Genomic DNA, 25697 nt, shown 5'->3' on the forward strand with positions numbered 1-25697 from the left:
CACCTTCTCTTTATAAAAGAATTGTTACAGGTTCTTCTAAATAACGTTTAATTGTACGTAAAAATGCAGCTGCTGGTGCACCATCTAATACACGATGATCAAATGTTAAACTTAAAGGTAACATACTTCCTTTTCTTAATTTTTTTCCTTTATATACAGGAACATGTTCAATAGCACCTATGCCTAAAATACCAGCTTCAGGTGTATTTAATACCGGTGTAAAATATTCAATCCCAAAGCTACCTAAATTACTAATTGTAAATGTTGTCCCTTGCATATCATCACTATTTAAACTGCCTGTTCGTGCCTTTTGAACCGCATTCTTAATTTCTTTAGACAACTCTACTAAAGATAGATTATTAGCAAAGCGAATAGCTGGAACGACTAACCCTTTTTCTAATGCGACTGCCATGCCTAAATGAACATGTTCAAATTGATGAATTGCATCATCTATATAAGCGCTGTTCATTTCTTTATGCTCCCCAAGCGCCAATACAACAGCACGAGAAATAAAATCCGTAATGGTTAGTTTGTTATCGTATCGTTTTTGTACAACTTCCGCTATTTCTTTATGCAAAGCAACTAAATCTGTAACATCTACTTTCATCGTTAATGTCAATTGCGCACTATTTTGTAAGCTTGCATGCATACGGTTTGCGATTGCTTTCCGCATACCAGTAACAGGAATTACTTTACTGTTTTCTTTTTCTTGTTTAAGTACTTCTGGAACGTTCACTCTTATTTCAAGCGCTTTTAATACATCTGCCTTGGTAATTCTTCCACCAGGACCTGTACCAACTAATGCCTTGATATCAAGATTTTCAGTTATTGCAATTTTTTTCGCTACCGGAGATATTTTGATTCTTTGCTTCGCCACTTCTTTCGCGTAGGGTTCTGGATGTTGTATATTTTGTACTTCTATATTAGATGTTTTTTCTTCTACAACATGTATACTTTCATGAACGTCTACTTTTTCATTCGGTTTACCGATGTAGCAAATTACAGTGCCAGGTGGAACTCCTTCATCTTCACTTACAGCTATATCAAGTACAGTTCCATCAGCTGGTGCTTCTATTTCCGTTTCAATTTTTTCTGAGTTAATACTAGCAATTAGTTCTCCTTTTGCTACATGATCGCCTGTTTTAATATTCCAGTTTGTAATAATACCTTCTTTCATCGCCATACCTAACTTCGGCATTACAACTTCTACAGCCATGTTTCTCTCTCCCTTCTCATCGTTTCATTACACATGTAATAAAGATTGGTCTCCGATCATTTCTGATACAATTTCAATTACTTTCTCTGGCGTTGGTAAATATAATTTTTCAAGTGGTGGTGAGAACGGAACTGGTGTATGTGGTGCTGTAATTCGTTTAATAGGTGCATCTAATAAATCAAATCCTTTATCCGCTACGATTGCTGCGATATCAGTTGCTATGCTACATCTTGGGTTTGCTTCATCAATAACGATAAGACGATTTGTTTTCTCAACAGATGATAAAATTGTATCTTCATCTAGTGGTGATAAAGAACGCGGATCAATAACTTCTACTTCAAGTCCCTTTTTTGATAATTGTTCAGCAGCTGCAAGAGCGGTATGAACCTGTTTTCCAATTGCGACAATTGTTACATCAGAACCTTCACGTTTCATATCTGCTTTACCTAAAGGAATTGTATAATACCCTTCTGGCACTTCACCTTTCATGTTGTAGAGTGTTTTATCTTCAAAGAAAATTACTGGGTCGTCATCTTCAATTGCCGCTAACAATAAGCCTTTTGCGTCATACGGAGTAGAAGGAACGACAACTTTTATACCTGGAATGCTCGTAAATAATGCGTATAAACTTTGTGAATGCTGAGCTGCTGCGCTAAAACCAGCGCCATGCATTGTACGTACTGTAACGGGTACTTTCGCTTTACCACCGAACATATAGCGGAACTTTGCACCTTGGTTTAATACTTGATCAAGACAACTACCGATAAAATCATTAAACATTAATTCAGCTATTGGACGTAAACCTGTTGCCGCAGCTGCCATCGCCGCTCCCATATAACCCGCTTCTGAAATTGGCGTATCTAAAATACGATTTCGGCCAAATTCTTGTACAAGTCCTTTCGTCACGCCAAGTACACCGCCCCATGCTTCATCATCTTGCAAATGATCAACTTGCGCACCACCTGCAACATCTTCTCCGATTAAAATTACATTTTCATCACGACGCATTGATATTTTCATCGCTTCATTAATTGCGGTTGACATACTTACTGTTCTAGTCATTATTTTTCACCCTCCTCTTATTTGTAAGAAACGTATACATCTTTTAATAATTCTGCATCCTCTGGATATGGACTATTTTCACTAAATTCAATTGATTTTTGTACTGCTTCATCTACTGCCTTTTCCATATCTACAAGTTCAGTTTCTGTTAATAATCCTTCATGAATTAAATGCTTACGGAAATGCACAATTGCATCTTTTTCATTTAAATGCTCTTCTTTTTCTTCTGAAGTTTTATATGTTTGCGCTTCACCTTCAAAATGACCGTAGTTACGATATGTCATGCATTCAATAATCGTTGGCCCACCGCCATTACGCGCACGTTCTATCGCTTCTTCCGCGGCTTTATATACTACAAGTAGATCTTTCCCATCCACTTGAACACCTGGAATATTGTAAGCTTTCGCTCGATCTGCAATGGAATCACAACTTGAAGCATATTCAAATGTCGTTGCTTCACCGTAACCGTTATTTTCAGCGATAAAAATAACTGGTAACTTCCAAATCGCCGCTAAGTTAAGCCCTTCATGAAAGGTCCCTTCATTATTCGCACCGTCACCGAAGAAGCAAACACTTACATCTTTTGTTCCTTTATATTTAGCTGTTAATGCTGAACCGCAAGCAAGTGGGAAACCGCCGCCTACAATTCCATTCGCACCAAGCATTCCTTTATCTAAATCGGCAATATGCATGGATCCGCCTTTACCTTTACATAAACCTGTCACTTTCCCGAAAAGTTCAGCCATCATACCATTTAAATCACAACCTTTTGCGATACAATGCCCATGACCTCTATGTGTACTTGTAATACTGTCACTATCTGTTAAGTGGGCACATACACCAACTGCTACCGCTTCCTCACCTGCGTATAAATGAACGAAACCTGGCAGAACGCCTTGCGCGAATAATTCATGTACCTTATCTTCAAACTTACGAATCTCTAACATTTTTTCATACATCCAACGAGCTTGTTCTTTCGTAATTTCATTCCCTTTACTTTCAGTTGTTTTTAACATGTCCAGCCCTCCTATTTTCTTGTTCATCTTTTATATTGCAAATACTATGCCAAATTCTAAACCTTGATTTCATCGATTTTCTCTTTTCTTTCAAAATAAAAAAGTGGACAAAATGAGACATATGTCTCGTTTTGTCCACTTTTGTTCACCTAATTTGAGAATTATTATGTTATTCATTATCAAAACTCTTCTGTAACTTCCGGATGTAAATAATTTGACCAATATGATACGCATTATGAGTTGTTACATTTGCTAGCACTTCCCACCACTTTGCAGAAACAGGAAATCCAACTACATCACTTTCAACCTTTTCTTCATTTATAAGCTTTTGCCATTGTAATAGTTTCTCTAGTAGTTTTTCTCTTAACTCATCGAAAGATTGATTATCTGAAAGCATAAAACTTTTGTTATTATCACCAATAGCGGGCACGGCATTCACATTCGATTCTTTGTACCTAGTTTGCCACGTTGAGTTCCAATACAATAAATGTTGTACAATTTCAGCTATACTATTACTCTCTTCATTCGGTTTCCAGAAAGCTTCTCTCTCAGATAAATCTTTCACTGCATCTGAAAATGGAATATACCAACTAGGATCGTTTGCATTCGCCAACAATTGATCTGCTAATACATCTTTCACATGTACCACTTTACGTCCCCCCTTTAAAAAGATTCATTTTATGACAATACTCACTTCTCTAAATACGCTGAATTTGTAAGTTTTCCTCTTTTTAAACGCAATCCCATACATATACATATAAAGAAACCGAACGCACCTAATCCATAAGCAGCTGTATAGCCACTTGTTCCAATAATCCAGCCTGCAAGTCCTGGTCCAATCATTTGACCAACTGCATAAAAAACAGAAATAAAACTAATTGCCATTGATACATACTTTCGGGATACTTGCTTTGATGCTGCAACTTGTATTAATAAAAGGATACCGCCGAGGCTAGAACCCCAAATTATTGCCGATACGATAAAACCCATTATGTTTTCAAAAAGGATTGGCATCACATCACCTATTACTGCTAATAAAAGTGCAATACATAACGTTTTCTTTATGCCAATCCGATCTGAAATCAATCCCCAGATAGGAGCTCCTACTATTGAAAACATACCGGCAATTGCATAAATGCTTCCTGACATTGATGCCGAGATACCACTATCAATCATAAAACTAGTTTGATATAAATTCGGAATTAAGTAAACAATGCCCACAATAAAATACATCCATGCAATAACATATAGTTCTTTTGTTTTCCATAAAAACGATTTATGATTCCTTTTTTCCTCATCTTCGGTTACATCAGGATTTTTCAAAATAATTGAAGCGATACATACTACGATACATGTAATAACCCCAAACAAAAACCATACACCGCGCCAACTATACTCAGGAAATGCACGTACTACATAAGGAACAATTATTCCACTAAATAGCATACCTATTCCAGCACCGCTTAATAACAGCCCCATTACAGTTCCTCTTTTGCCTGGAAACCACCCTACCGTTATTGACATGAGTGGCGTATATACTAAAGCACTACCAGCTCCAGCACATAGCATACAAATAGCGACTAGCCAAATTGAATAAACAAAAGATAATCCCAATAAGCTTACAACAACAAGCCAACTCCCTATTAATAAAACGGATTTTGCGCCAAAACGGATAGTAAATATTCCAGATGTTCCTACAGTTAATAAATAGCCTAAAAAAAGTATAGTTCCTAACATACCTGATTGAGATGTAGATAAGTGAAGTCCCTCTTGCATAAATGGCAATATAATTCCATATGCCATACGTGCAAAACCGGTTGTTGTTATAATAAGGAACATTCCTATTAATACAAATACCCAAAAGTGATGTTCATTCCGTTCATTCATTTAAATTCCTCCATAAATAGTTAATTACAATTGGATGTTGATTGTAATTATACTGACCATTACAAAATACAACTACCAAATAACGGAGGAGTTTACGGTATAGCGGATTTTTAATATATACGTAAAATTTCAGAAGGTTTTATCCCATATTTCTTTTTAAAGGACTCTGAAAAGTGACTAATATTTTTGTACCCAACAGCGATTGCCGTTTCAGTTACATTACTAGTTCCAGAACGTAATAAAAACATTGCCCGTTCCATTCGCTGTTCCCTTAAATATGCAAATGCAGATGTACCAAATAACTCTTTAAATCCCAGTTTTAATTTATAATCATTTAACTCTACTAACTTAGCTAGTTCTAATAATGATGGTGGTAATTCCATCCGCTGCACTAATATTTCTTCAGCATGTTTTATTTTATTTATATCACTTTTTGATAAAACTCTTCTTTTTATTTCATTACGATTTTTTAACAAAAACCTACCAAAATGTATGGAGAGTAATTCAAGCACTTTACTTTCCATTTCTAGTTGATATATACGATCTTGATGTGGAAAATCTATCATTTTTGAAATAATATTAGCTGATAGAGAATCAATTGGACTTTGCAACTTTTTAAATGAGTTATTACCTAATATAGCGTGAAAATTAAGCATTCCTTCATCCGTATAATCCAACATAAAATGATTAAATAATGGTACAGGGATTCCAATAGCTAATGAATATAGAGGCTTCTCTTTTTCATATTCAAATAACACTTCAAAATCATTCATAAAATATAAATAGCTATTTCCAGTCTTTAATTCATACGAAGAATGACCTACTTGCACCTCCGCAAAACCTTGCAAACAAAAATTAAGTTCCACCATTGCTGCATCTGATGCAAACTGAATATGGTGATTATTATGGAATTGAAAGTTTGATAATACAATTTCAATTCCAGAAAACGACGTCCATCTTCGTACTTCTCCTTTACCTAATATATTTGGTACATACATATGTCTCTCATCTTCCATCTGTAATCCATGAAAATATTTATGAAAAATATCATGAAAACCGTTAGTCCTCATGAAATCCACACTCCTTTTATAAATAAACCATTAATTAATTGATAATACTTTTCAATTATAACAAATATCTTTAATAAATAGCTATTCGCTATACAATTCGTTATGATAAAAGAAAAAGAAAGCGAGTAAAAAATGAATAAAAAAATCGCTGTTATTACTGGGGCTTCAAGTGGATTCGGACTTTTAACAACACTTGAGCTTGCGAAAAAAGACTATTTAGTTATCGCCACAATGCGAAACATTAATAAGCAAGAAGATTTAATATCTCAAGCTACTAAACTCAACTTACAACAAAATATAAAAATTCAACAATTAGATGTAACCGATCAAAACTCTATACATAACTTTCAATTATTTTTAAAAGGAATAAACAAAGTAGACCTTCTCATTAATAATGCAGGATATGCAACTGGAGGCTTTGTAGAAGAAATCCCAGTGGAGGAATACCGTAAACAATTTGAAACAAATTTTTTTGGCGCTATATCAATCACTCAACTTGTCTTACCATATATGAGAAAGCAGAAAGGTGGAAAAATCATTAATATAAGCAGTATTAGTGGCCAAGTTGGATTTCCTGGTTTATCCCCTTATGTATCTTCAAAATATGCATTAGAAGGCTGGAGTGAATCGCTTCGCTTAGAAGTAAAACCTTTCGGAATAGACGTTGCCTTACTTGAACCTGGTTCTTATAACACGAACATATGGGAAGTTGGTAAACAATTAGCTGAAAACCAATCTGATACAACCTCTCCTTACAAAGAATATATGGATAAAATTCAAAAACATATTAATAGCGGAAGCGATACATTAGGAAACCCGATAGATGTTGCTAATAAAATTGTAGAAATTGCTGAATCTAAGCGTACGAATTTACGATATCCAATTGGAAAAGGTGTAAAATTTATGATCTTTGCGAAGAAGATTCTTCCTTGGAGATTGTGGGAATATCTTGTTTTGAGAAGCTTTAAGAAGATGTAATAGACTTTTTCAAACCATTTTGAAAGAGGTGCTAAACAAATGCTAGGTTTACCGTACGGGAAAGTATTTTTAGTTCCGTGGACTGAAGAATGGGCAAATGAGTTTATAAAAGAAAAACAATTCATTGAGGAACAAATTAGTGAAAATATTGTAGCGATACACCATATTGGTAGTACTTCTATTCCACATTTAAGGGCAAAGCCGATCATTGATATTGCAATCGAATTAAAAGATTATACGGACGGTTTAAAATGTATTAAAGAGTTAGAACTACTAAATTATAAATATAGAAAAGATGTACTGCCTGAAAGATACTATTTTAATAAAGGCGAGCCAAGAACTCATCAAATTCATATGTATGAACAAGGGAATACATATTTAATAGAACAATTACAATTCAGAGATTACTTAATAGAAAATAAAACTTCTCGTCTACAATATGAACAGTTAAAGATTCAACTTTCAAAAGCTAACCCTAATGATAAACATCAATATGCAGAGGATAAAACAAATTTCGTTACATCCATATTAGCCAAAATAAATGATGAATTTAAATAAGAAACCATTTAGTAGGAAATGGTTTCTTATTTATTAGTTATCTCATGATTTTCATCTCCGTATATCTCTTGCATTTTATGTAGCAGTTGGAACGAAATAAAATAGTATTGAGAGCATCAATATAAAAGCAACCATTCCCATTATCGAAAGTATATATTCTTTTGATTCTCTATCATATTTCCATTCCATCCATGCTCTTAAAGTACATGATATCCCTAAATAAGTGAACATGACATAAGCCATGTTAGAGTTTTCAAATTTAAACATATAATAACAACTGCCTATTACATAAATAATAATAAGTCCTATTTCTAATTTTACATGTAAACTATTCGCATGCTTATATCCAAAGAAACCTCTTTTCTCCATATTCAATTTTCTTCTTAAAAACTGTTCTAAAAAGTAACCACCTATACCCAGTCCAATAATAATAATCAAGATTGTAGAGGTACCCATTGTTATCCCCCTCCCATTGCTTTATTTGTTTTTAGAAATAAAGTGGACTATATTTCGGTTATTCTCTTCTAAATAACTTACAATTCCTTCAGGATATGTTGGTTTCTCCTTCAATTCGTCTAGACTTTTCCAAATTAATATAATATCTTCATGTTCTTTATGTCTTATTTCATTTGTAATTATCTCTTCAACCGTTCCCCAATGTATTAATGTGCAATGATGTCCTTTTTCGTTGTTCCACCAAATTCAATAGAACCGCCTGGAAAACGATAAAATGTTTCACTTAAATCACATTGTACAAGTACTTCAGCATGATCCTCATTTAAAATCATTACTTCAGTACGTAATTTAGGTATTTTCATTTTGTCACTCCGTTCATTCCACATATGATTAAATCCAATAACTATAAAAGAAGAGATTAAACATAATTCCTGTTATTATTAATAACGGAACTGTTCCTAAAGAAATGACATATTCTCTCGATTCTTTATCATATTTCCACTCCATATATGATTGAAAGCAGTATAAAGTTATTAAAAATAATAGGGGTAAATTACTAATATAAATGGGATTTAAAGTGGCACATATCATCGTAACAATTATATAAGAAATGATAAGAGCCCTAGTACCCCATTTATGAGCGTTGTTTACATATTTATTCAGGTCTATTTGTTTCGGTATATTTAATTTTTTTCTCACTACTTTTTCCAAAATAACTACAAATATGATCCATAATACTAATAAAATTACTTTAACTAAAAACAGTGATGTCTCCTCCTTTACCCTTTATCCGGCTGATCACTCGGATACGTAGCATTCCTTTTATTTTCAACGTCCCAACTAATAATTGTCGCACTATCTCGTCCTAACTGATGATGCACGTGTTCTAAAACATTGTGAATATTTTCTTTAAGTGTTTTATTATTTCTATTCATAGCACTATACAGATTTATAGGAGTTTCATATCTTCGTTCCCCACATTCTAATACTCCATCTGTCACCATTACAATTCGATTGTTACCAGTGCGTAATTCACGAATTCCTGATGAATAGCAAGGAACAGGTAAATTAAATGTATTAACATTACCAATCCACTCGTAAAAATGACGTTGATTTAATGCATATTGTCCTAATTCATGGAACTCTTCATGAAATACATACACTAAACAATCACCGATAGAAAGCCACCATATGTAATTTTCTTTTCTTACACATAGTAAGCAAGCTGTTTCACCTTTTACTCTTTTGCACTTTTCTTTAAATGATTGTGATTGAAAAATTGTGAGTATATGATTTTCAACAAATCGAAAAACTGTTTCAATTGGTTCTTTCATAATCGTGTTGATATTTTCATATTCTTTTTCGATTGTATTTACTACTAGATCAACACTTTCTGCACTATTATGTCCGTCTAATATAACCGCAAATTCCCAATCACCATTCGACCAAACTAACGCACCATCTTCGTTCTTTTTTGCTCCGGCGCTTATATTCCCGCCATATTTACCGAGCATGATGTCACCATATTGTTTTACTGAAATTTCGTCTAAACACATTTCCCTATTTCCAATCCATGAATTATGTCTATTATTTGTTTTATGCATACTCATTCATCATATACTTTCGTATTCTTTCGCATAGTTTTTTGATTTTCTCTGCGTCTCCATATGGCGCACCAGTCCATTTCGCTACTTCAGTTGGTGACCAAAACTCTTTAGGTGTATTTGGATAACGCGGTATGATGTGCATATGCATATGTGGTACACCATTCCCTGAAACAAAAGTGTAAATATGCTCTGCACCTTCATTTTCCTTTAGTGCTTTACTTACTCTACTTGTTATTAGCCCGAACGCTTTCGCTTCTTCATCTGTTAGTTCAGCAAGGCCAGGTACATGTCTTTTTATATCTATCATTACATAACCAAGGTATGTTTCTTCGCTATCCCAATGGACATGTCCAACGTAAACGAGTTCATCTTCATAAATAGCTCCACCTGGAACTGTAATGTTTCCTTTATGTTTTTTGCAAATAAAGCAGTTTCGTTCTACTTGATTGTTTGTTGACATATTTATCACCATCCTTTTTATATATAATATCATAAAAAAAGGAAAAACAGGATTTATATTCCGAAAATTCATTCTTTTAACGAGGCGATTTTTTAAATAAATTTACAACTCATTATTTCTTCAAAAACGCAATCCCAATTACAATTCCTATCACAATTCCGATTACTAAATTATTAGTAAAATACCCTTGAAACACACCGATTACAATCCCTATACCGATACCTATTGCCAAGGCATCATTTCTTTTATTATTTTTAGCCAAAATTGCATCTCCTCCCATCTTTTCTCCCTAAATAACATACATTTACTTGAATGTATTAATATATTCACTATCTCACTTGAATATTTCAAAAAATGTACTTTAACTTCACATATAATATTTTTCATTTTCTGTACATACTCCTTTTATAATGAAAAAATTCAAGTAACCATTGAATATATATAGGCATTTACTATAAGAAAGCTTCTTAATTTATTAAAGGAGGAACGATTTAAATGCATCCTCATTGGAATCCAAATTTAAATCAACAATACGTGTATTCCCCCCATCTCGTAAGGAATACACTGCATCCTGATTCACAATATATGATGCAGCGTATTGCAAGTCTTGAAAGTCAGTTAGCGAAACTAATCTCATTAATAGAAGAAAATAATCAATTAATAAAATCAATGGAACAACAGCAAAACCAAGTTTGTGCACCAGCTGGCGGTTCTGTTATTGTTCGTATGTAATCTTTTCAAACAAAAAACACACTTTGTATAATAAAGTGTGTTTTCTTTTTATCTTCTTTTTTGATGAAATCCTTGTGTAATACGGTCTAATATAATCGCAATGACAACAATAGCTAGTCCGGCTTCAAATCCCATTCCGATATTTACTTGTGTTACAGAGCGGTATACATCAACCCCAAGACCTGGTGCTCCTACAAGAGATGCTGTTACTACCATAGATAAAGAAAGCATAATACTTTGGTTCACTCCAGCCATGATCGTTCCAGTTGCGAGTGGTAATTGTACTTTAAATAGTTTTTGTGATGCTGTGGATCCAAATGCATTCGCTGCTTCAATTAAATCTTCTGGAACTTGTCTAATCCCTAGGTCTGTAAAGCGAATTGTCGGCGGCATTGCAAAGATTACCGATGCAATAATCCCAGGCACTACACCTACTCCAAAAAATGTAATCGCAGGAATAAGATATACAAAAGCCGGCATTGTTTGCATAAAATCTAATGTCGGTTTTAAAAATTTTGAAAAACGTTCATTTTGAGAAGCTAAAATTCCGATTGGGATTCCTACAATGATTGAAATAATAACAGATGTAAGGACGAGTGCTAATGTTTGCATCGTTTGTGCCCAGTAGTTAATATTTAAAATAAATAATAATCCGATGAGCGTAAAAATGACTAAAGATACTTTCCTCGTTGTGTACCAAATGAGGAAACATAAGATAATAATCATCAATATGGCAGGTATTATTGTTAAAAAATTAGTGAGTAAATCAACGAATCCGCCAATAATATAAGAGAACCCTCGGAATAAGCCTTCAAAGTGCTCATATAAACTTGCAACAAATGAATCGACCCATTCGCCTAATGGGATACGTGGTATACTACTCATCGTCTTTCACCTCTTCCTCAATATTACCTGCAAGAGCTTGAATGACACTTTCGCGTTTAATAATTCCTCTTAGCCTTTTCTTCTCATCAATTACTGGTAACGGATATTTCATCTCCGCCATTTTTGCATACGTTTCTTCCAGTAAAGTATCTAAATACACGTGTGGAATATCATTAAGTAATAAATCGGCAATTGGCCACTGTTTTTGAACGGCTTTACTTGCATCATCCGCAGTTAATATACCTAAAAACTCATACTTTTTATTAACAACATATACAGTTGAAACGCCGGCGTTCCTCATAATTTGAAGTGCTACACGAGGTCCACGATCAATTAATAATGTCTCTGGTCGTTTTAATATAGATTCCGCCGTAATTACTTTTCCTAAATTTACGTCCGCCACGAATTTCTCTACAAATTCATTCGCAGGACTCATCATAATTTCTTCCGGCGTTCCAATTTGGACAACCTCTCCATCTTTCATTAATGCAATTCGATCGCCAATTCGAAGCGCTTCATCTAAATCATGCGTAATAAAAATAATTGTTTTTTCCATTTTATCTTGTAACTCTAACAGCTCATCTTGCATTTCTTTTCGTATCAGTGGATCTAACGCACTAAATGACTCATCCATCAATAAAACATCTGGGTCATTCGTTAGTGCCCTTGCGATTCCAACGCGCTGCTGCATACCACCACTAAGTTGACTCGGATAATTATCTTTATGATGATCGAGTCCTACTAACTGTAGCGATTCTAACGCTTTTTTCTCTCGCTCTTCAACTGGAACTCCCTGAATTTCTAACCCGTACGCAACGTTTTGTATCACTGTACGGTGAGGAAATAAAGCGAACTTCTGAAATACCATACTCATTTTCGTTCTTCTTACTCTCCGTAACTCTTCTTTTCCCATCGTTGCGATGTCTTCACCATCTATGTATATATGACCTGCGGTTGGTTTAATCAGTTGATTTAACATACGAACTAGTGTAGATTTCCCGCTACCAGACAAACCCATAATAACGAAAATTTCTCCAGAGTATACTTCAAACGTTGCTTTTTTTACACCAACGTTCATTCCTGTCTCTTTTAAAATTTCCGATTTACTTTTTCCTTCTTTTAATAAGGTAAGCGCTTTTTGCGGATGTTTCCCGAATACTTTTGTTACGTTTTCAACACGCACCTTTGTATTATCCATGTCACTACTCCTTTTCTACCCATCTATTCACATAGTGTTGCGATTTTGCAAAGAAATATTACATAAAAATGACATTCATAAGATTTCTTTAAAATTCTCGTTTCCGTTCATAATAAGAATGCTTACTTATACATTTATTTAAAAAGGCAAACGTTCCTTAGGAGGTTTTCAATGAGAAAGAAAATATGGCTTATATGCCTTGCATTATTTATTACTATGATTTTTACCTCGTGTAATGCAACAAATGCAAATTCGAAAGGAAAAATTAAACTAGGTGTAACAAGTTGGAAAGAAAATATTGCAACGGCAAACATGTGGAAAGTTTTATTAGAACAAAAAGGTTACAAAGTTGAGCTCATGTACTTAGAAAAAGCGGCAATTTGGACTGGTGTCGCTCGTGGTGATGTTGATGCTAATTTAGAAGTGTGGCTACCCGTTACGGATAAACCACTAAATAATCGTTATAAAGATGATATTGTCTTAAAATCAAAATGGTATGAAGGAACTGGACTTGGCCTCGTCGTCCCTTCTTATATGAAAAATATTAACAGTATTGAGGATTTAAATGCGCATAAAGATGAGCTAGATAACAAAATTGTCGGAATCGAACCTGGCAGCAGTCTTATGAATTTAACAAATAAAGCAATGAAGGAATATGATATTAAACTAAAACTTGTCCAGTCTTCTGAAGCTGCGATGATGAGTGAACTAAAGAAAGCATATACGAAAAAGAAACCAATCGCTGTCACGCTTTGGAATCCGCATTGGGGCTTTTCGGAATTTGACTTAAAATATTTAAAAGACCCTAAGAAAGTATATGGTGAAAAAGATGACATTTATTACTCTGTTCGTAAAGGTTTCGAAAAAGATCATCCGGATATCATAAAATATTTTGACAAATGGAAAATGAATGATGAACAACTTGGTACATTAATGGTCGAGTTAAATAAAACGAAAGATCCCGAAGAAGCGGCGCGAAAATGGATTAAAAAGAATCAATCGTTAGTTGATGAATGGATTAAAGATTAAAAAAAACAGGTCAGAGAATTAGCATATTCTCTAGCCTGTTTTATGTTATTTTTTCTCAACGACCCCATCAACAATCCCATATTCTTTAGCTTCCTCTGCTGTCATAAAATAATCTCTTTCCGTATCATGTGCTATTTTTTCGATTGGCTGTCCTGTTCTGTCAGCAATAATTTTATTAATGTCATGCTTTAATTTCAATATTCTTTTTGCTGTAATTTCGATTTCTGTTGCTTGCCCTTTTACACCGCCAAGTGGCTGATGAATCATGATTTCACTATTAGGAAGCGCAAATCTTTTTCCTTTTGCGCCAGCTAATAGTAAAAGGGCACCAAATGATGCTGCTAAGCCCATACAAAGCGTTTGCACATCCGGTTTAATAAGATTCATTGTATCTAATATTGCAAATCCCGCTGTCGTTGAGCCGCCAGGACTATTAATATACAGGAATATATCTTTCTCCGCGTCTTCCGCTTCTAAAAATAATAATTGCGCTACTACACTGCTCGCAACCTGATCATTAATCTCTGAACCGATTATAATAATTCGGTCTTTTAATAATCTTGAATATATATCATAGGTACGTTCTCCTAATTTCGTTTGTTCTACTACATATGGAATTGCATTCATTTTAAATCCCTCCAATAATTGTTATGCCGTGCAAAGCATACAACTGTAGGAAGAAGGGTTTTTCGCATTAAATAATAAGACTGGCTGTTTAGATGGTAACTTAGTAAAATCAATTGTCGGAAGAAGTTTGGTTAATAATTCCGGTCTTTCTTCACGAATAGACGTTACTACAACTTCAATATCATCTGTGAATTCGACTATCTCAATCCCTTCTTCACTTACAGTTTTCAGCCTATTTCTACTCCGAAATAAAGAAGCTTTCACTGCACCTTCCGATACGGAACATATTTTAGCAATATCAGCGATACTATACTGAAAAACATCCTTTAATAATAAAATTGTGGATTGTTGTACATTTAGTGACGCTAATACTTTCCCTACCATTTCATGCAAATCTGCAATATTTTCTTGTGGTTCTTCAAAAGTAATTTGTTCCTTTATTTTTTCATGAACTGATTTTGATTTCATCTGATCTATCCAACGGTTTCGAGCTATTTTATATACAAGCGTCATACAAATATCTTTATTACTATATTTTTGAAGAACTTTGCAAATTGTTTCTTGGGCAAGATCTTCGCCGTCCCATTTATCTTTCGTTAAAAATGTACAATACCTTTTCAACTCACCATATTGCTCAATTAAAAAGTTTATATTTGAATGATTCATATCGATATGATTTTTAAAAATACGAGTTACTTTTGTGCACAAAATAACCACTCCTTTTCAGCGCTTACTTAATAAACGATTGATGAAACGAAAAAGTTACGGGGCATTAAAAAAATAATGTTTATGTTCAAGAATTCGCGGTCATAAATATGTTATGTACAATTTTACGTGAGGAGGAACAAATTTGCCAAAATTAACAATTGAAGGTGCAGGAACTTTTGATGTAAAAGAAGGCACAAAGTTAGTATTAGCGATTGAAGACAACGGTATAAACATACTCCATCGTTGCGGCGGAAAAGCACGTTGCACAACTTGTAGAGTAGAAATTATAGCGGGTGATTTTTGTGAAGCGAGTGCGAATGAAAAAAATGCGATGACGGAAAAAGGGATTGAGGATCATTTACGATTATCTTGTCAAATGCGTGTACATAAAGATTTAGTCGTTCGTCCGGTACTTACAGTTGAGAATTCAGGTCTTGATGCTGGACCACGTCCGGCGGAATAAAGCGATGAATCTAAAACAACTCGCAGGTGACTATGCTGCCAACTTTGTAAAAGATGGAATGACAGTTGGGCTTGGCACAGGTTCTACTGTATATTGGACGATACAAAAATTAGGTAAGCGTGTAAAAGAAGGATTATCATTTCAAGCTGTACCGACATCAAAAGAAACGGAAGCTTTAGCTAAACAACTATCAATTCCATTAATCTCCTTAAATGAAATTGATATACTCGATCTCACAATTGATGGAGCAGATGAAATTGATTCAAATTTACAACTTATAAAAGGTGGTGGTGGCGCATTACTTCGCGAGAAAATTGTTGCCACTTCATCCAAGGAACTAATTATAATTGCTGATGAATCGAAGCTAGTAACACATTTAGGTACTTTTCCATTACCTGTTGAAATCATACCTTTTTCATGGAAACAAACCGAAAGTAAAATCCAATCTTTAGGATGTCAAACAACATTACGCTTAAAAAATAATGAAACGTTTATAACCGATAATAATAACATGATTGTCGATTGTATATTCCCTAATCATATACTTACTCCTTCCGATTTACACAAACAATTAAAAATGATTACCGGTGTAGTTGAAACCGGATTGTTTGTTAATATGACTAGTAAGGCGATTATTGGAACAAAAAATGGTATTAAGGAATTATAATGAAAGCTGACTCTTACAGTCAGCTTTTTATATTTTCTCTTTATTACGTAACATTATGATATACTATGAAAACAAAAGCACTTCACACTAGAAAGGACTGAACAAATTGCAATCCAAACTTATAACAGAACTTACAGATTTAGAAACTGCCTTTCACATTCGAAAAGAAGTATTTGTAAAAGAACAAAATGTCCCTCTTGAAGATGAATTCGATATGTTTGATGAAATCGGAGAGAAATGTATACATATTTTAGTTTATTATAATGAAATTCCTGTAGGTACAGGTCGTATACGATTTGTTGACGGCGCAGGAAAATTGGAACGCATTTGTATTTTAAAAGACTATCGAAAATATGGATTAGGAAAAGTAATCATTCAAGCGTTGGAAGAAATTGCTCGCAACAAAGATGCTACAAAAGTAAAATTACATGGTCAAACACAAGCTGAGGGATTTTATAAAAAACTAGGTTATCAAACTTCTTCTGATGTATTTATGGAAGATGGTATTCCACATATACTTATGACAAAAATGTTATCATTATAAAAAGGGCAGTATATGAAACTACTTTCTGTATTCATATACTACCCTTTTTTATTAATAGAAAAGTGAATTTTCAAGATTTCCTTTTGCATCAAAGCCCATCATCTTTCATTTCATTTTGAGGTAAAGCTTACACTGTTTTCCATAAGGATAAAGCAAAAATCCAGTTTGGATCCCCATGACCTTCATAATTCTGGACTGCTTCATACACTTTTCCCTCGTGTAAAACTCTATCTCCCTTTTTATATGCTTTCTTTGCATCCCACGCTTCATATGAAGCGCTTTCAGTTTTTGTAGTAATTGTGAACGTATCACTTTGTACGGATTCATTTCCAACTACATCCACTGCTTTCACTACATATTTATAAGTAGTATTAGGGAGTAAATTTTTATCCATATAAGAAGTAGTATTGGATGTTGCAATCTTTTTCATTAATCCTTCTGTTTCTCTATAAATATCGTAATGGTCTACACCAATATTATCGTCAGAAGGACTCCACATTAGATCCACACTTGACGCTGTTGTTCCCATACTATGTAACCCTTTTGGTTGTGTTGGTGCTTCTGTATCAGGAGCCTCAACTGTTGTTTTCACTGTAAGCGCTGTACTTTCTTTCGATACATTGCCAGCTGCATCAATTGCTTTTACAGTATAAGAGTATTCTGTACTTGGTTGTAATTTCTTATCAATAAAATGAGTGCCTAGTACTGTATCAATCATCTCTCCGTTACGGAAGATTTGATATCCTTTTACCCCTACATTATCCATAGAAGCGTTCCATGCTAGTTCTATACTATTCGCTGTTACTTTTTGTGCCTGAATTCCATTTGGAATACTCGGAGTTTCTGTATCTGGTTTCACATCATTGATGAGATTAACATCAATTACATTATAGAATGCATTTGTTGTATCAGCTACATCCCATACTGCTAAAATCACATGATATCCACTTCTATCAGTAGGTACATTGATTTTGTGAGTTAAATGATTTGAGGCCGCAGAACCATCATGTTGTACAGTTCCAATTGGTTCAAAATCTGCTCTTGTGAGCGCTTTATTTGGATTCCATCCTTTTTTGGTAATATAGTAATGCCATTTGCTCGTTAAGTGAGGCGCTGTATACTTCCAAGTAAATGTATTTTCTCCACCAGTGATTGTATTTTTAAACCAACGATCGGCTGTTTGTTGATCTAAAATACCACCAAATTTACCACCTGCAGAAGCGATTTGCCCATCAACTGGGCCACCTTGCGGGAAACCTTTTGGAGCTTCTAAACTTTGTGGTTCGTACATAACGCTTCCGCAGTTTACATTTAGTGCACCATAGGTTGGACTACATAAAGCAGATCGGCTGCCAGGCTTTTCAACAAAACCGTGCGCGTATGCGTTTTGAGGAATAAGTGTCATGCCAATAATTCCAGCTGTTAATGCAACAGCTCCTAGACTTTTTTTGTTCATTTTCATGTTTTGTAGTTGTTTTATAAATCGATTATTCATGTTCCTGTCCCCTTCTTGTTATACTTCGTAGTGTAATGTGGGCTTTGATGTAAAAGAATAACAAGAGACAATCTTATTTCGTGTATGCGTAAATATGCATACACCGTCGTAAAGAAACATTTCATTTCTTGTGATATATTTCACTTACTGAATATATCATGACATAGAAATCACCTAAACGTGTGCAGAAGTTGTGCAGAAACAGTGAAATTACTACTAACACGTAAAACTACATCCTAAATTTATAAAGTAAAAGTAAGCAATAGAAATTGTAGTACTTGTAATGAAAAATTTTAGGTATATATATGGATGAATTGCACCAAGTCGTCTTGAAACCCTTCATCGTTAACTTAAAACGCATGGCAATGTGAAATCACATTATTTTAAAACAACGTGCCATCTCCATTTTCCATATATCTTTCTATCAATACTTTGAAATTACTTATCAGTTGTAAACATTTCCGAATCCGTCAATATAGTTTCATAAAACTTATCATATTCTTCACAGTATTGGATTTTTAATTTTTCTATTAAACTTGTATCTGGTGAAATAATGTCAATAACGTCTGTACTTATATACAATAAATAAGTATCGTTATAAAAAGAAATATACGCTTGCTAACCACCATTAACGGCATACTTGCAATACTTATATACTTCATCTTCATGTACACCTTTAATCGTAGTAAATATGATTGTACTTTCAAGATCATCAACGTCTACTTTCGTTTCTGCCCAATTCTTAATCTTCATGAACCTTCCAATTTTTGTTTTCTCATTTATTCTCTTACTTTTACCATATGTTATGTAACCGGAAATAAATGAAACATCAATTGTATCAGGACTTTTAAAAAGTTCAGTCAAAATCCCTCTTAACCCTCTCAAATTACCCTCAAATAATTCTATATCGAATCTAATTTTATTTTTCGCCTCCACTTGAAAAAATGGTGTAGCTGTCATGTCAGAAAAATTTACATCTAGTATTTTCATTCTTTCCATTTCATCAATTCCTCGCTTCATATAACATAAAAGTGTCTATATCATTTAATATAGACACCCTTTCACATGTATAGTTTTAATAACAGCCTGTAAATTTAAAAATTTCATCAACTGCTTGCTTATACCCACCTGATTTTCGGAGAGACTCCTTCAAATTCAAAGTAGCTTCTTTACATGACGGATTATTTAATACTATTTCTATACTTTCACTTAGTTGATCCGCAGTTAATCCTTGCATTTGCAATTTAACTCCTGCCCCTAGATTCTCCACTTGCTTTGCGATTACTGGCTGATCTGCACTTTGCGGAATTACAACGAGTGGAACACCGTTATATATCCCTTCATGCGTACTGTTCATACCGCCGTGTGTAATAAATAGTTTCGTATATTTGAGAAGTTCAGTTTGTGGTACATAGTTTTTCACAATGAAGTTTTTAGGGATATTACCTAAATCACTTATTTCCATTTTCTTGCCAATAGACATAACAATTGTATGCTTACTATTCTCGAACGCCTTCATACACAGTTTATAAAAATCAAGCGCTTCATTAAAAACAGTACCTAATGAAATGTAAATCAGGCTTTTTTCTTCAATTGAAGTGTAATCAAAACCTTCATTTTTCACTTGTGTAGAGATAGATGGACCCACAAATTTGAATGTTTCATTAAATGTATCCCCAAAAGGTTGGAACTCCTTAATTGTATACACAATAGTGAGTGGTGCTGGGTTACAAAAAACTTCGTACGGTGAGTTTATTTCAACACTATATTTTTCTGCAATTCCTTTTGTTAAGGTTTGAAAATCATTATGTATTCTATCTTGAATTTCCAGTGGGATATTTTTAGACATGTGGTCTAACATTTGTTCAAATGATTTTTCATCCTGTGCAAAGGATGTACAAGAATTTATTGCTGGAAGCTTTAGAATTTGAGCAATTATACGACCGCAGCCAAACATCGAATCGTGAATGATGTAATCAAAATGTTCGCCTTCAATTTGCTCAAGAACACCTGGTATAATAACATCTGCTGTATATAAAAGACCATTTATTCTTTCTGGTAAATAATTTCGGCCACCAGAGAGAAAAGCTTTTATAAATTTTTGATCATCAATTGTTCGTACCGTCGCACCTGTCTTCTCAATTCGCTCTCTGAAAGCTTCTATTGAAAAATAAACGATCTCTTCACCGCGTGAAACTAATTCTTCTACAACTTGCAACGTTGGATTTATATGACCTTCTGATCCTGTATTAATGAATAACACACGTGCCACTTTAAACACTCCTTACGTCAAATCTTTTCTATACTGTTAAGAATATGGTTACTCTCCAAAATCTTTGTTATATATAACATGCTTTTATTAAATTGATCTTGCAAGCCTAAACCCAAGATCATCTATATGAAATGTTGGATGGCTACGCCGGCGACAAGTCGCACCGCAACCTCTAGCTGCTTCAGCCCAGCTACCACCTCGAAAAATTCGGTATGATCCATATACCTTTTCATCATACAAATCATAGCACCATTCCCAAACGTTTCCTAACATATCATACAGTCCCCATGCATTCGGTTCTTTTTTTCCGACCTCATGAATATGTCCATCTGAATTTTCATTATACCAGGCAATCTCTTTCAGTTCTCCATATATGTATCCAGTAGTTCCTGCTTTACATGCATACTGCCACTCTGCTTCTGAAGGTAATCGGTAGCCAGTTGAATCTAAATTACAACTAACAATTTGACCACCGTCACTAATAGAATAATATTCTTTTAATCCCGCTTTTTTTGAAAGTAAATTACAAATCATAATGGCATCATTCCATGAGATATTTACAGCTGGTTTATTTTTATCTTTCAATAAACTTGGTTTATTATCCACAATAGCATCATATAATTCCATCGTTACAACATACTTTGCAAGAAGAAACGGTTTAACTTGAACTTGCCATTGTTTTTTTATTCGATCATCTCTTAATTCTACTTTTCCTGCTGGAATTTTCACCATATTAGAATCAACCGGGCCAATGAATCTATTCAATCCTATCCCCCCATGTTACTTCTTTTTATAATTTAACTATCTATGGTATCGTACTTCTCTAAAAATTGTCTTACTTCATTTGAAGATTTTAAAATAATAACCTCTTTTTCCTTACTCAATTGATTTAGCCTTTTTAAAATTGAAGGCCGTTTCGTTTTAGGATATTCCCATATCCATTTAAAAAATTGCAAATCAAATCTTTCTTCACATCCAGCACCCATATCCGGTCTTGTTTTATTCCGATATTGTACAATCCTTTTAAAAGCACGATAAACACATATTGTTCTATGAATATCAAGTAAGATAATTGTATCAGCTGCGTTCATTCTTATGTCCATTGTCCCGCCATAATTCCCATCAATAATCCACTCATCTTCTTTAACTAATTCATTTTGAACCTTTCTTTGCTCTTCTTTCGGTACACCTTCCCAATTCGGTTTCCAAAAAAGTGCATCAAGATGATGCACTTTAATATTTAGTTTATTTCCTAGCTGTTTTGCTAATGTAGATTTCCCTGAACCACCAGAACCTATTAATATTTTTTTTTTCATAAATACCCCTTTTTACATCTTTTATTTCTTCCTTAACATAAACTCACAAAACATTCCAATCCCAACACCAATTGTATAAGCAACTAAATCACTCCACAAAAATCCGTAACCTAATACGAGTCCACCTAAAGTCGTTGCACGAATGCTATCTATCCATTCAGCATGATACAATTGGCTCACTTCAATCCCGTAGCAAAATAGCAAACTAATAAAAGCCAATTTCTTCGTTTCTATTTTAGGAAATAAAAATCCAAATCCAGTAAAAATCATCAATCCCCATAAAGCATCGCCTAAGTACTCGTTTAATAAATGAGGTAAAGCAAATGCAAATTTTCTAGAACAAAGCCCTAAAATAATTACAACGATAGTAAACAGTGCATATAATAGCCTATTTCGTTTCGTTTTCATCTCAAGATCTCCTAATATGTAATCTTAAATTGTAAATAGGTAGTAAAATATAATTATTTTACTACCTATTTTTTAATGGCTTTCATAATAAGAAAATGTGGATTTGTATTTAAATAATGATATGACTTTTCGTTTACTTCTTTCATCTTTTCAACAGGCCTCGGTTCTACCATTTTATCTAGCACAAAATAATTTGTTGTTTCATTAATTACATCTTGGAGTGATCTTCTAAAAAATCTAACTTCTATTGTAATATTTGGTTTAACCCAAGTATCTACTAATAATTGTTTTTCGAAATAATTTTTACTAGTAAACTTTGTAAAATCCATAAAAGGATGATGAATGGAGTATATAAATTTTCCACCAGGCTTCAATACTCGGCGAAACTCATTAAATACTTTCTTCCAATCTTCTAAGTAATGCAGCGTTAACGAACTTACAATAATATCAAATGTATTATCTTCAAATGGTAATACTTCTTGCAGGTCATGACAAAGAAACGTTGCATTATCACCCATACTTTCCTTTGCTGCTTTTACCATTTCAGAACTTACGTCAATTGCAGTAACATATGCTCCTCTTTCTATAAATTGAGAAGTATACCATCCAGCTGCACATCCAGCATCTAGTATACTCTTCCCTTCTAAATTCTTTGGAATCATCTCCATCATCGCTGGTCTTTCATAATAACTGTTATATGGATTTGCCACATCTACATTTTCTTTATATGTACTTGCTAATTTATCATATGTATCTTTGATCGTGTCTTTCAATATATCCACCCCTCATACATATTAATTTAATAACTCTTGCTGTTTTTTCTTTGAAAATGACTGTAGAACTAAATCATATGACCAATCAATCATCTTATGAATTTGCTCCTGCTCTACATCCTTATGTATATAAACTGTATTCCAATGTTTTTTATTCATATGATAGCCTGGAATGATTGCATCTGGATAATCGTCTCTTATTCTTATTGCAAGTTCTGGATCACATTTTAATGTAATTGCCGCTTTTTCTCCTTCTTCATGGCTTACTATCGCAAATATTTTATTGTTGAGCCTCATACATGTTGCATTCCAACCATCTGGTGAATCTTCTGTCGCTTTTCTTTTCGATAAACAATATGCTCTTGTTGCATTCATTCTAATTCACACCTCTTATTCTTTCCCTATTTGATTACGATGCATCACAATTTGCTTCGTCGTTTGAAATTGCTGTTCACCATAAAACTTTATTAGTTTCTCTCCGCAAAATAGACTAACAATATGAACATGAGATATCTCTTGAAGCAACATTATAAGCATCTTCTCCCCAATGCCTTGATTTCTCACACTCTCATGTACAACAACATCTTCTATGTACGCTCGAAAAACACCATCAGACACAACTCTAGCAAACCCAATTAACTCATTTTCTTTCCATACCCCAATTGCTATACTATTCTTTAACATTTTTTCAATATCGATTTCTTTTCTTTCTGGCCACCAACCGACAGAATCGTAAAGCTTCTTTAATTGTTCTGCACAGATTGGTTTTTCATATTGTAATTTATACGTGTACATGTTCTTTCTCCCATTAAATAGAATATAAATTATTATAATTAATTTTATGAATATTTAAATTCAATATTAACAAGTTCGTTTGCATACTTGTTAGCACTTTTCATTAAGTAACTACAATTATATTTCAGCGAATTCCTCAATACGATCTACACAGTGCAGTTTCTCCTCGTATTTATTTTTCCTTACTTCCCTTCCTTCACTATATAGTTTTGGAATCCAAACTGTTACCAAACTTTCATAAGATTAATTTATAATACAAATTTTACAATTGCAATATATATAGTTCCCGGCTCTATTCCATATTTCCTCTAATTCATTATTATGTTTAAATTTGATGAATTTGTGAATATAAACAATTACTTAAGATATTTATCTATTAAACTTTGAATTTCTTTCAAGAACTGGTAAAGTTAATTACGTAAAAAATACATAAAGTGTGGCGATTTTTTGAAAAGTTTAGTTTATTACTAACAGCATTTGTCATAATCTTATCGTTATGCATCCCTAATTTTACAAGTGCTAAAGCTTTTCCAGATGTCCAATCTAATCATTGGGCAGTTAAAGAAATTAACTATTTATCGGATAAAGGTATTATTAATGGTACTCCAGAAGGATATTTTAAGCCAAGCGATCATGTAACGCGTGGGCAAATGGCTTTAATGCTAGATTTATCCTTAAAATTAGAAAAACCATCTAGTTATAATCATATTTTTTCTGATGTAACTAAAGGTATCTATTATTACGATTCTGTACATAAGTTAGCACACAACAATATTGTACAACGTGAAAAAAATTACTTCCCGGATCGTTCATTATCTCGTGCAGAAATGGCAGTAGTTCTTGTTAAAACTTTTGATTTGAAACCTACAGGTGCCGATGTCAATTTCCCTGATGCTGATCATGTAGGTGGATTAGATGAAGTCCTATATTCTATGAATGTAAAAAACGTTTACGCCCATAAAGTAAGTCATACGACACAAACGTTTAAAGACTTCCTAACTGCAGTAGCTAACAAAGGATTAACAATTAAAGAGGCGAAATCTGGAGTAACTTTACCAATCAACGGTTTAAACTCACAATTTTTAGCTCCCGTTAAAGAATATAGTAACGATTTAAATGAGTGGAGTGCGGTATTAAAAATAACACACGGTAGCAAATCTTTCTTATTTACTGGTGATGCTGAATCTAAAAGTGAAAAAGATATGGTTGCAGCACATGGTTCTAACCCAAAATCTGATGTATTAAAACCAGGTCATCATGGAAGTAAGACATCTTCTTCTCAGCCATTTTTAGATGCAGTGAAACCAAGTATCGCTGTGATCAGTGCCGGTGCAGGTAACCGCTATGGCAATCCTACACAGGAAACTTTAGCAAAGTTAAATGCAATGTCTGTTAAGGTATATAGAACAGATTTAAATGGAACTGTAGTAATTAATAGTGATGGTTCAAATATTTCTGTAAGAACGGAGAGATAA

At 33.8% G+C, this 25697-nt stretch carries 31 protein-coding genes and 2 pseudogenes; 8 read left to right on the forward strand and 25 right to left on the reverse strand.

Going from position 1 to position 25697, the window contains the following annotated elements; genetic code table 11:
* Positions 1-10: 10 nt before the first annotated feature.
* The 6 genes from KVT31_RS18955 to KVT31_RS18980 all read right to left on the reverse strand — a co-directional run bounded on the left by KVT31_RS18955 (position 11) and on the right by KVT31_RS18980 (position 6251).
* Positions 11-1216 (reverse strand): dihydrolipoamide acetyltransferase family protein, encoded by a 1206-nt coding sequence (locus tag KVT31_RS18955; protein ID WP_088096609.1) that lies wholly within the window; start codon positions 1214-1216, stop codon positions 11-13.
* Between the two features lie 27 nt (positions 1217-1243).
* A complete protein-coding gene (gene acoB, locus KVT31_RS18960; RefSeq protein WP_088083808.1) occupies positions 1244-2278 on the reverse strand; it encodes an acetoin:2,6-dichlorophenolindophenol oxidoreductase subunit beta in 1035 nt (344 codons plus the stop codon).
* A gap of 17 nt (positions 2279-2295) precedes the next feature.
* Positions 2296-3294 carry an acetoin:2,6-dichlorophenolindophenol oxidoreductase subunit alpha gene (gene acoA, locus KVT31_RS18965; protein WP_088096610.1) on the reverse strand — a complete coding sequence of 333 codons (999 nt, stop codon included), beginning with the start codon at positions 3292-3294 and terminating at the stop codon, positions 2296-2298.
* A 169-nt stretch (positions 3295-3463) separates the two neighbouring features.
* Positions 3464-3943 (reverse strand): DinB family protein, encoded by a 480-nt coding sequence (locus tag KVT31_RS18970; protein WP_088096611.1) that lies wholly within the window; start codon positions 3941-3943, stop codon positions 3464-3466.
* Between the two features lie 41 nt (positions 3944-3984).
* Positions 3985-5181: an MFS transporter gene (locus KVT31_RS18975; RefSeq protein ID WP_088096612.1), complete on the reverse strand. Its 1197-nt coding sequence runs from the start codon at positions 5179-5181 to the stop codon at positions 3985-3987.
* A 110-nt stretch (positions 5182-5291) separates the two neighbouring features.
* On the reverse strand, positions 5292-6251 hold the full coding sequence (locus KVT31_RS18980) for a helix-turn-helix transcriptional regulator (RefSeq protein WP_088096613.1): 960 nt from the start codon (positions 6249-6251) through the stop codon (positions 5292-5294).
* Between the two features lie 132 nt (positions 6252-6383).
* Between KVT31_RS18980 and KVT31_RS18985 the strand changes: the two genes are divergently transcribed.
* Together KVT31_RS18985 and KVT31_RS18990 are read left to right on the forward strand one after the other, a co-directional pair.
* Positions 6384-7229 carry an oxidoreductase gene (locus KVT31_RS18985; RefSeq protein ID WP_088096614.1) on the forward strand — a complete coding sequence of 282 codons (846 nt, stop codon included), beginning with the start codon at positions 6384-6386 and terminating at the stop codon, positions 7227-7229.
* Between the two features lie 39 nt (positions 7230-7268).
* The gene (locus KVT31_RS18990; protein ID WP_088096615.1) at positions 7269-7787 is read left to right on the forward strand and encodes a GrpB family protein; all 519 of its coding nucleotides are present in this window, start codon (positions 7269-7271) and stop codon (positions 7785-7787) included.
* 75 nt (positions 7788-7862) lie between these two features.
* On the opposite strand, the gene KVT31_RS18995 is transcribed toward KVT31_RS18990, so the two are convergent.
* The 6 genes and pseudogenes from KVT31_RS18995 to KVT31_RS19020 form a co-directional block, all read right to left on the reverse strand.
* Positions 7863-8243: a DUF4181 domain-containing protein gene (locus tag KVT31_RS18995; protein ID WP_088096616.1), complete on the reverse strand. Its 381-nt coding sequence runs from the start codon at positions 8241-8243 to the stop codon at positions 7863-7865.
* Between the two features lie 21 nt (positions 8244-8264).
* A pseudogene (locus KVT31_RS19000) lies at positions 8265-8605 on the reverse strand (NUDIX hydrolase).
* Between the two features lie 28 nt (positions 8606-8633).
* Positions 8634-8954: a DUF4181 domain-containing protein gene (locus KVT31_RS19005; protein ID WP_088096617.1), complete on the reverse strand. Its 321-nt coding sequence runs from the start codon at positions 8952-8954 to the stop codon at positions 8634-8636.
* Positions 8955-9022: 68 nt separating this feature from the next.
* Positions 9023-9847, reverse strand: a complete 825-nt coding sequence (locus tag KVT31_RS19010) for a PP2C family serine/threonine-protein phosphatase (protein WP_140392470.1) — start codon at positions 9845-9847, stop codon at positions 9023-9025.
* A complete protein-coding gene (locus KVT31_RS19015) occupies positions 9840-10382 on the reverse strand; it encodes an HIT family protein (protein ID WP_170930140.1) in 543 nt (180 codons plus the stop codon). Before KVT31_RS19015 ends, KVT31_RS19010 begins: the two co-directional genes overlap by 8 nt.
* A 40-nt stretch (positions 10383-10422) precedes the next feature.
* The gene (locus KVT31_RS19020) at positions 10423-10590 is read right to left on the reverse strand and encodes a glycine zipper domain-containing protein (protein ID WP_088096619.1); all 168 of its coding nucleotides are present in this window, start codon (positions 10588-10590) and stop codon (positions 10423-10425) included.
* 215 nt (positions 10591-10805) lie between these two features.
* Here KVT31_RS19020 and KVT31_RS19025 point away from each other — a divergent pair, with 215 nt between their 5' ends.
* Positions 10806-11042, forward strand: coding sequence for a hypothetical protein (locus KVT31_RS19025; protein ID WP_140392471.1), 237 nt, complete (start codon positions 10806-10808; stop codon positions 11040-11042).
* Positions 11043-11090: 48 nt separating this feature from the next.
* Here the strand turns inward: KVT31_RS19025 and KVT31_RS19030 are convergent, their stop codons facing one another.
* Entirely contained in the window at positions 11091-11927 is an 837-nt protein-coding gene (locus tag KVT31_RS19030) for an ABC transporter permease (RefSeq protein ID WP_073515292.1), read from the reverse strand.
* The gene (locus tag KVT31_RS19035) at positions 11920-13125 is read right to left on the reverse strand and encodes a quaternary amine ABC transporter ATP-binding protein (protein WP_088096620.1); all 1206 of its coding nucleotides are present in this window, start codon (positions 13123-13125) and stop codon (positions 11920-11922) included. Before KVT31_RS19035 ends, KVT31_RS19030 begins: the two co-directional genes overlap by 8 nt.
* A 171-nt stretch (positions 13126-13296) precedes the next feature.
* Here KVT31_RS19035 and KVT31_RS19040 point away from each other — a divergent pair, with 171 nt between their 5' ends.
* On the forward strand, positions 13297-14154 hold the full coding sequence (locus KVT31_RS19040) for a glycine betaine ABC transporter substrate-binding protein (protein ID WP_088096621.1): 858 nt from the start codon (positions 13297-13299) through the stop codon (positions 14152-14154).
* Between the two features lie 45 nt (positions 14155-14199).
* Here the strand turns inward: KVT31_RS19040 and clpP are convergent, their stop codons facing one another.
* Positions 14200-14781, reverse strand: a complete 582-nt coding sequence (gene clpP / locus KVT31_RS19045) for an ATP-dependent Clp endopeptidase proteolytic subunit ClpP (protein ID WP_088096622.1) — start codon at positions 14779-14781, stop codon at positions 14200-14202.
* A 21-nt stretch (positions 14782-14802) separates the two neighbouring features.
* Positions 14803-15489 carry an RNA polymerase subunit sigma-70 gene (locus KVT31_RS19050; RefSeq protein WP_088096623.1) on the reverse strand — a complete coding sequence of 229 codons (687 nt, stop codon included), beginning with the start codon at positions 15487-15489 and terminating at the stop codon, positions 14803-14805.
* A 142-nt stretch (positions 15490-15631) separates the two neighbouring features.
* On the opposite strand from KVT31_RS19050, the gene KVT31_RS19055 reads away from it, so the two are divergent.
* The 3 genes from KVT31_RS19055 (at position 15632) to KVT31_RS19065 (ending at position 17163) form a co-directional block, all read left to right on the forward strand.
* Positions 15632-15952 carry a 2Fe-2S iron-sulfur cluster-binding protein gene (locus tag KVT31_RS19055; RefSeq protein ID WP_088096624.1) on the forward strand — a complete coding sequence of 107 codons (321 nt, stop codon included), beginning with the start codon at positions 15632-15634 and terminating at the stop codon, positions 15950-15952.
* 4 nt (positions 15953-15956) lie between these two features.
* Positions 15957-16619, forward strand: a complete 663-nt coding sequence (gene rpiA, locus KVT31_RS19060; RefSeq protein ID WP_088096625.1) for a ribose 5-phosphate isomerase A — start codon at positions 15957-15959, stop codon at positions 16617-16619.
* 106 nt (positions 16620-16725) lie between these two features.
* Complete coding sequence (locus KVT31_RS19065; protein ID WP_088096626.1) at positions 16726-17163, forward strand: GNAT family N-acetyltransferase; 438 nt, start codon at positions 16726-16728, stop codon at positions 17161-17163.
* A gap of 127 nt (positions 17164-17290) precedes the next feature.
* Here KVT31_RS19065 and KVT31_RS19070 read toward each other — a convergent pair whose 3' ends face one another.
* The 9 genes and pseudogenes from KVT31_RS19070 to KVT31_RS19110 all read right to left on the reverse strand — a co-directional run bounded on the left by KVT31_RS19070 (position 17291) and on the right by KVT31_RS19110 (position 24222).
* Positions 17291-18658, reverse strand: a complete 1368-nt coding sequence (locus KVT31_RS19070) for a lytic polysaccharide monooxygenase (RefSeq protein WP_088096627.1) — start codon at positions 18656-18658, stop codon at positions 17291-17293.
* 438 nt (positions 18659-19096) lie between these two features.
* Positions 19097-19657 (reverse strand): annotated as a pseudogene (locus KVT31_RS19075) (phosphatase).
* A 76-nt stretch (positions 19658-19733) separates the two neighbouring features.
* Positions 19734-20930 carry a macrolide family glycosyltransferase gene (locus tag KVT31_RS19080; protein WP_088096628.1) on the reverse strand — a complete coding sequence of 399 codons (1197 nt, stop codon included), beginning with the start codon at positions 20928-20930 and terminating at the stop codon, positions 19734-19736.
* Positions 20931-21017: 87 nt separating this feature from the next.
* Positions 21018-21662, reverse strand: coding sequence for a formylglycine-generating enzyme family protein (locus KVT31_RS19085; RefSeq protein ID WP_088096936.1), 645 nt, complete (start codon positions 21660-21662; stop codon positions 21018-21020).
* Between the two features lie 65 nt (positions 21663-21727).
* A complete protein-coding gene (locus tag KVT31_RS19090; protein WP_088096629.1) occupies positions 21728-22246 on the reverse strand; it encodes a DNA topology modulation protein in 519 nt (172 codons plus the stop codon).
* A gap of 21 nt (positions 22247-22267) precedes the next feature.
* Entirely contained in the window at positions 22268-22654 is a 387-nt protein-coding gene (locus tag KVT31_RS19095; protein WP_088096630.1) for a ribosomal maturation YjgA family protein, read from the reverse strand.
* 65 nt (positions 22655-22719) lie between these two features.
* On the reverse strand, positions 22720-23427 hold the full coding sequence (locus KVT31_RS19100) for a class I SAM-dependent methyltransferase (RefSeq protein ID WP_140392472.1): 708 nt from the start codon (positions 23425-23427) through the stop codon (positions 22720-22722).
* A gap of 21 nt (positions 23428-23448) precedes the next feature.
* Positions 23449-23802 carry an MmcQ/YjbR family DNA-binding protein gene (locus KVT31_RS19105; RefSeq protein WP_088096631.1) on the reverse strand — a complete coding sequence of 118 codons (354 nt, stop codon included), beginning with the start codon at positions 23800-23802 and terminating at the stop codon, positions 23449-23451.
* Positions 23803-23817: 15 nt separating this feature from the next.
* Positions 23818-24222, reverse strand: coding sequence for a GNAT family N-acetyltransferase (locus KVT31_RS19110; RefSeq protein WP_088096632.1), 405 nt, complete (start codon positions 24220-24222; stop codon positions 23818-23820).
* Positions 24223-24656: 434 nt separating this feature from the next.
* On the opposite strand from KVT31_RS19110, the gene KVT31_RS19115 reads away from it, so the two are divergent.
* Positions 24657-25697: an S-layer homology domain-containing protein gene (locus KVT31_RS19115; protein ID WP_088096633.1), complete on the forward strand. Its 1041-nt coding sequence runs from the start codon at positions 24657-24659 to the stop codon at positions 25695-25697.

The sequence above is a fragment of the Bacillus sp. GbtcB14 genome (genome assembly GCF_019091205.1).
Taxonomy (GTDB): Bacteria; Bacillota; Bacilli; order Bacillales; family Bacillaceae_G; genus Bacillus_A; species Bacillus_A cereus_AG.

What these genes read in the sequence shown, in the direction of transcription:
- KVT31_RS19070 (WP_088096627.1), bottom strand. Translation starts at nt 18,658, where the DNA reads ATGAATAATCGATTTATAAAACAACTACAAAACATGAAAATGAACAAA.
- clpP (WP_088096622.1), bottom strand. Translation starts at nt 14,781, where the DNA reads ATGAATGCAATTCCATATGTAGTAGAACAAACGAAATTAGGAGAACGT.
- KVT31_RS19035 (WP_088096620.1), bottom strand. Translation starts at nt 13,125, where the DNA reads ATGGATAATACAAAGGTGCGTGTTGAAAACGTAACAAAAGTATTCGGG.
- KVT31_RS18980 (WP_088096613.1), bottom strand. Translation starts at nt 6,251, where the DNA reads ATGAGGACTAACGGTTTTCATGATATTTTTCATAAATATTTTCATGGA.
- rpiA (WP_088096625.1), top strand. Translation starts at nt 15,957, where the DNA reads ATGAATCTAAAACAACTCGCAGGTGACTATGCTGCCAACTTTGTAAAA.
- KVT31_RS18995 (WP_088096616.1), bottom strand. Translation starts at nt 8,243, where the DNA reads ATGGGTACCTCTACAATCTTGATTATTATTATTGGACTGGGTATAGGT.
- KVT31_RS19095 (WP_088096630.1), bottom strand. Translation starts at nt 22,654, where the DNA reads ATGAAAACGAAACGAAATAGGCTATTATATGCACTGTTTACTATCGTT.
- KVT31_RS19025 (WP_140392471.1), top strand. Translation starts at nt 10,806, where the DNA reads ATGCATCCTCATTGGAATCCAAATTTAAATCAACAATACGTGTATTCC.
- acoA (WP_088096610.1), bottom strand. Translation starts at nt 3,294, where the DNA reads ATGTTAAAAACAACTGAAAGTAAAGGGAATGAAATTACGAAAGAACAA.
- KVT31_RS19090 (WP_088096629.1), bottom strand. Translation starts at nt 22,246, where the DNA reads ATGAAAAAAAAAATATTAATAGGTTCTGGTGGTTCAGGGAAATCTACA.
- KVT31_RS18975 (WP_088096612.1), bottom strand. Translation starts at nt 5,181, where the DNA reads ATGAATGAACGGAATGAACATCACTTTTGGGTATTTGTATTAATAGGA.
- acoB (WP_088083808.1), bottom strand. Translation starts at nt 2,278, where the DNA reads ATGACTAGAACAGTAAGTATGTCAACCGCAATTAATGAAGCGATGAAA.
- KVT31_RS18990 (WP_088096615.1), top strand. Translation starts at nt 7,269, where the DNA reads ATGCTAGGTTTACCGTACGGGAAAGTATTTTTAGTTCCGTGGACTGAA.
- KVT31_RS19110 (WP_088096632.1), bottom strand. Translation starts at nt 24,222, where the DNA reads ATGTACACGTATAAATTACAATATGAAAAACCAATCTGTGCAGAACAA.
- KVT31_RS19010 (WP_140392470.1), bottom strand. Translation starts at nt 9,847, where the DNA reads ATGCATAAAACAAATAATAGACATAATTCATGGATTGGAAATAGGGAA.
- KVT31_RS19020 (WP_088096619.1), bottom strand. Translation starts at nt 10,590, where the DNA reads ATGGGAGGAGATGCAATTTTGGCTAAAAATAATAAAAGAAATGATGCC.
- KVT31_RS19040 (WP_088096621.1), top strand. Translation starts at nt 13,297, where the DNA reads ATGAGAAAGAAAATATGGCTTATATGCCTTGCATTATTTATTACTATG.
- KVT31_RS19105 (WP_088096631.1), bottom strand. Translation starts at nt 23,802, where the DNA reads ATGAATGCAACAAGAGCATATTGTTTATCGAAAAGAAAAGCGACAGAA.
- KVT31_RS18985 (WP_088096614.1), top strand. Translation starts at nt 6,384, where the DNA reads ATGAATAAAAAAATCGCTGTTATTACTGGGGCTTCAAGTGGATTCGGA.
- KVT31_RS18955 (WP_088096609.1), bottom strand. Translation starts at nt 1,216, where the DNA reads ATGGCTGTAGAAGTTGTAATGCCGAAGTTAGGTATGGCGATGAAAGAA.
- KVT31_RS19015 (WP_170930140.1), bottom strand. Translation starts at nt 10,382, where the DNA reads ATGAATTTTCGGAATATAAATCCTGTTTTTCCTTTTTTTATGATATTA.
- KVT31_RS19085 (WP_088096936.1), bottom strand. Translation starts at nt 21,662, where the DNA reads ATGGTGAAAATTCCAGCAGGAAAAGTAGAATTAAGAGATGATCGAATA.
- KVT31_RS19030 (WP_073515292.1), bottom strand. Translation starts at nt 11,927, where the DNA reads ATGAGTAGTATACCACGTATCCCATTAGGCGAATGGGTCGATTCATTT.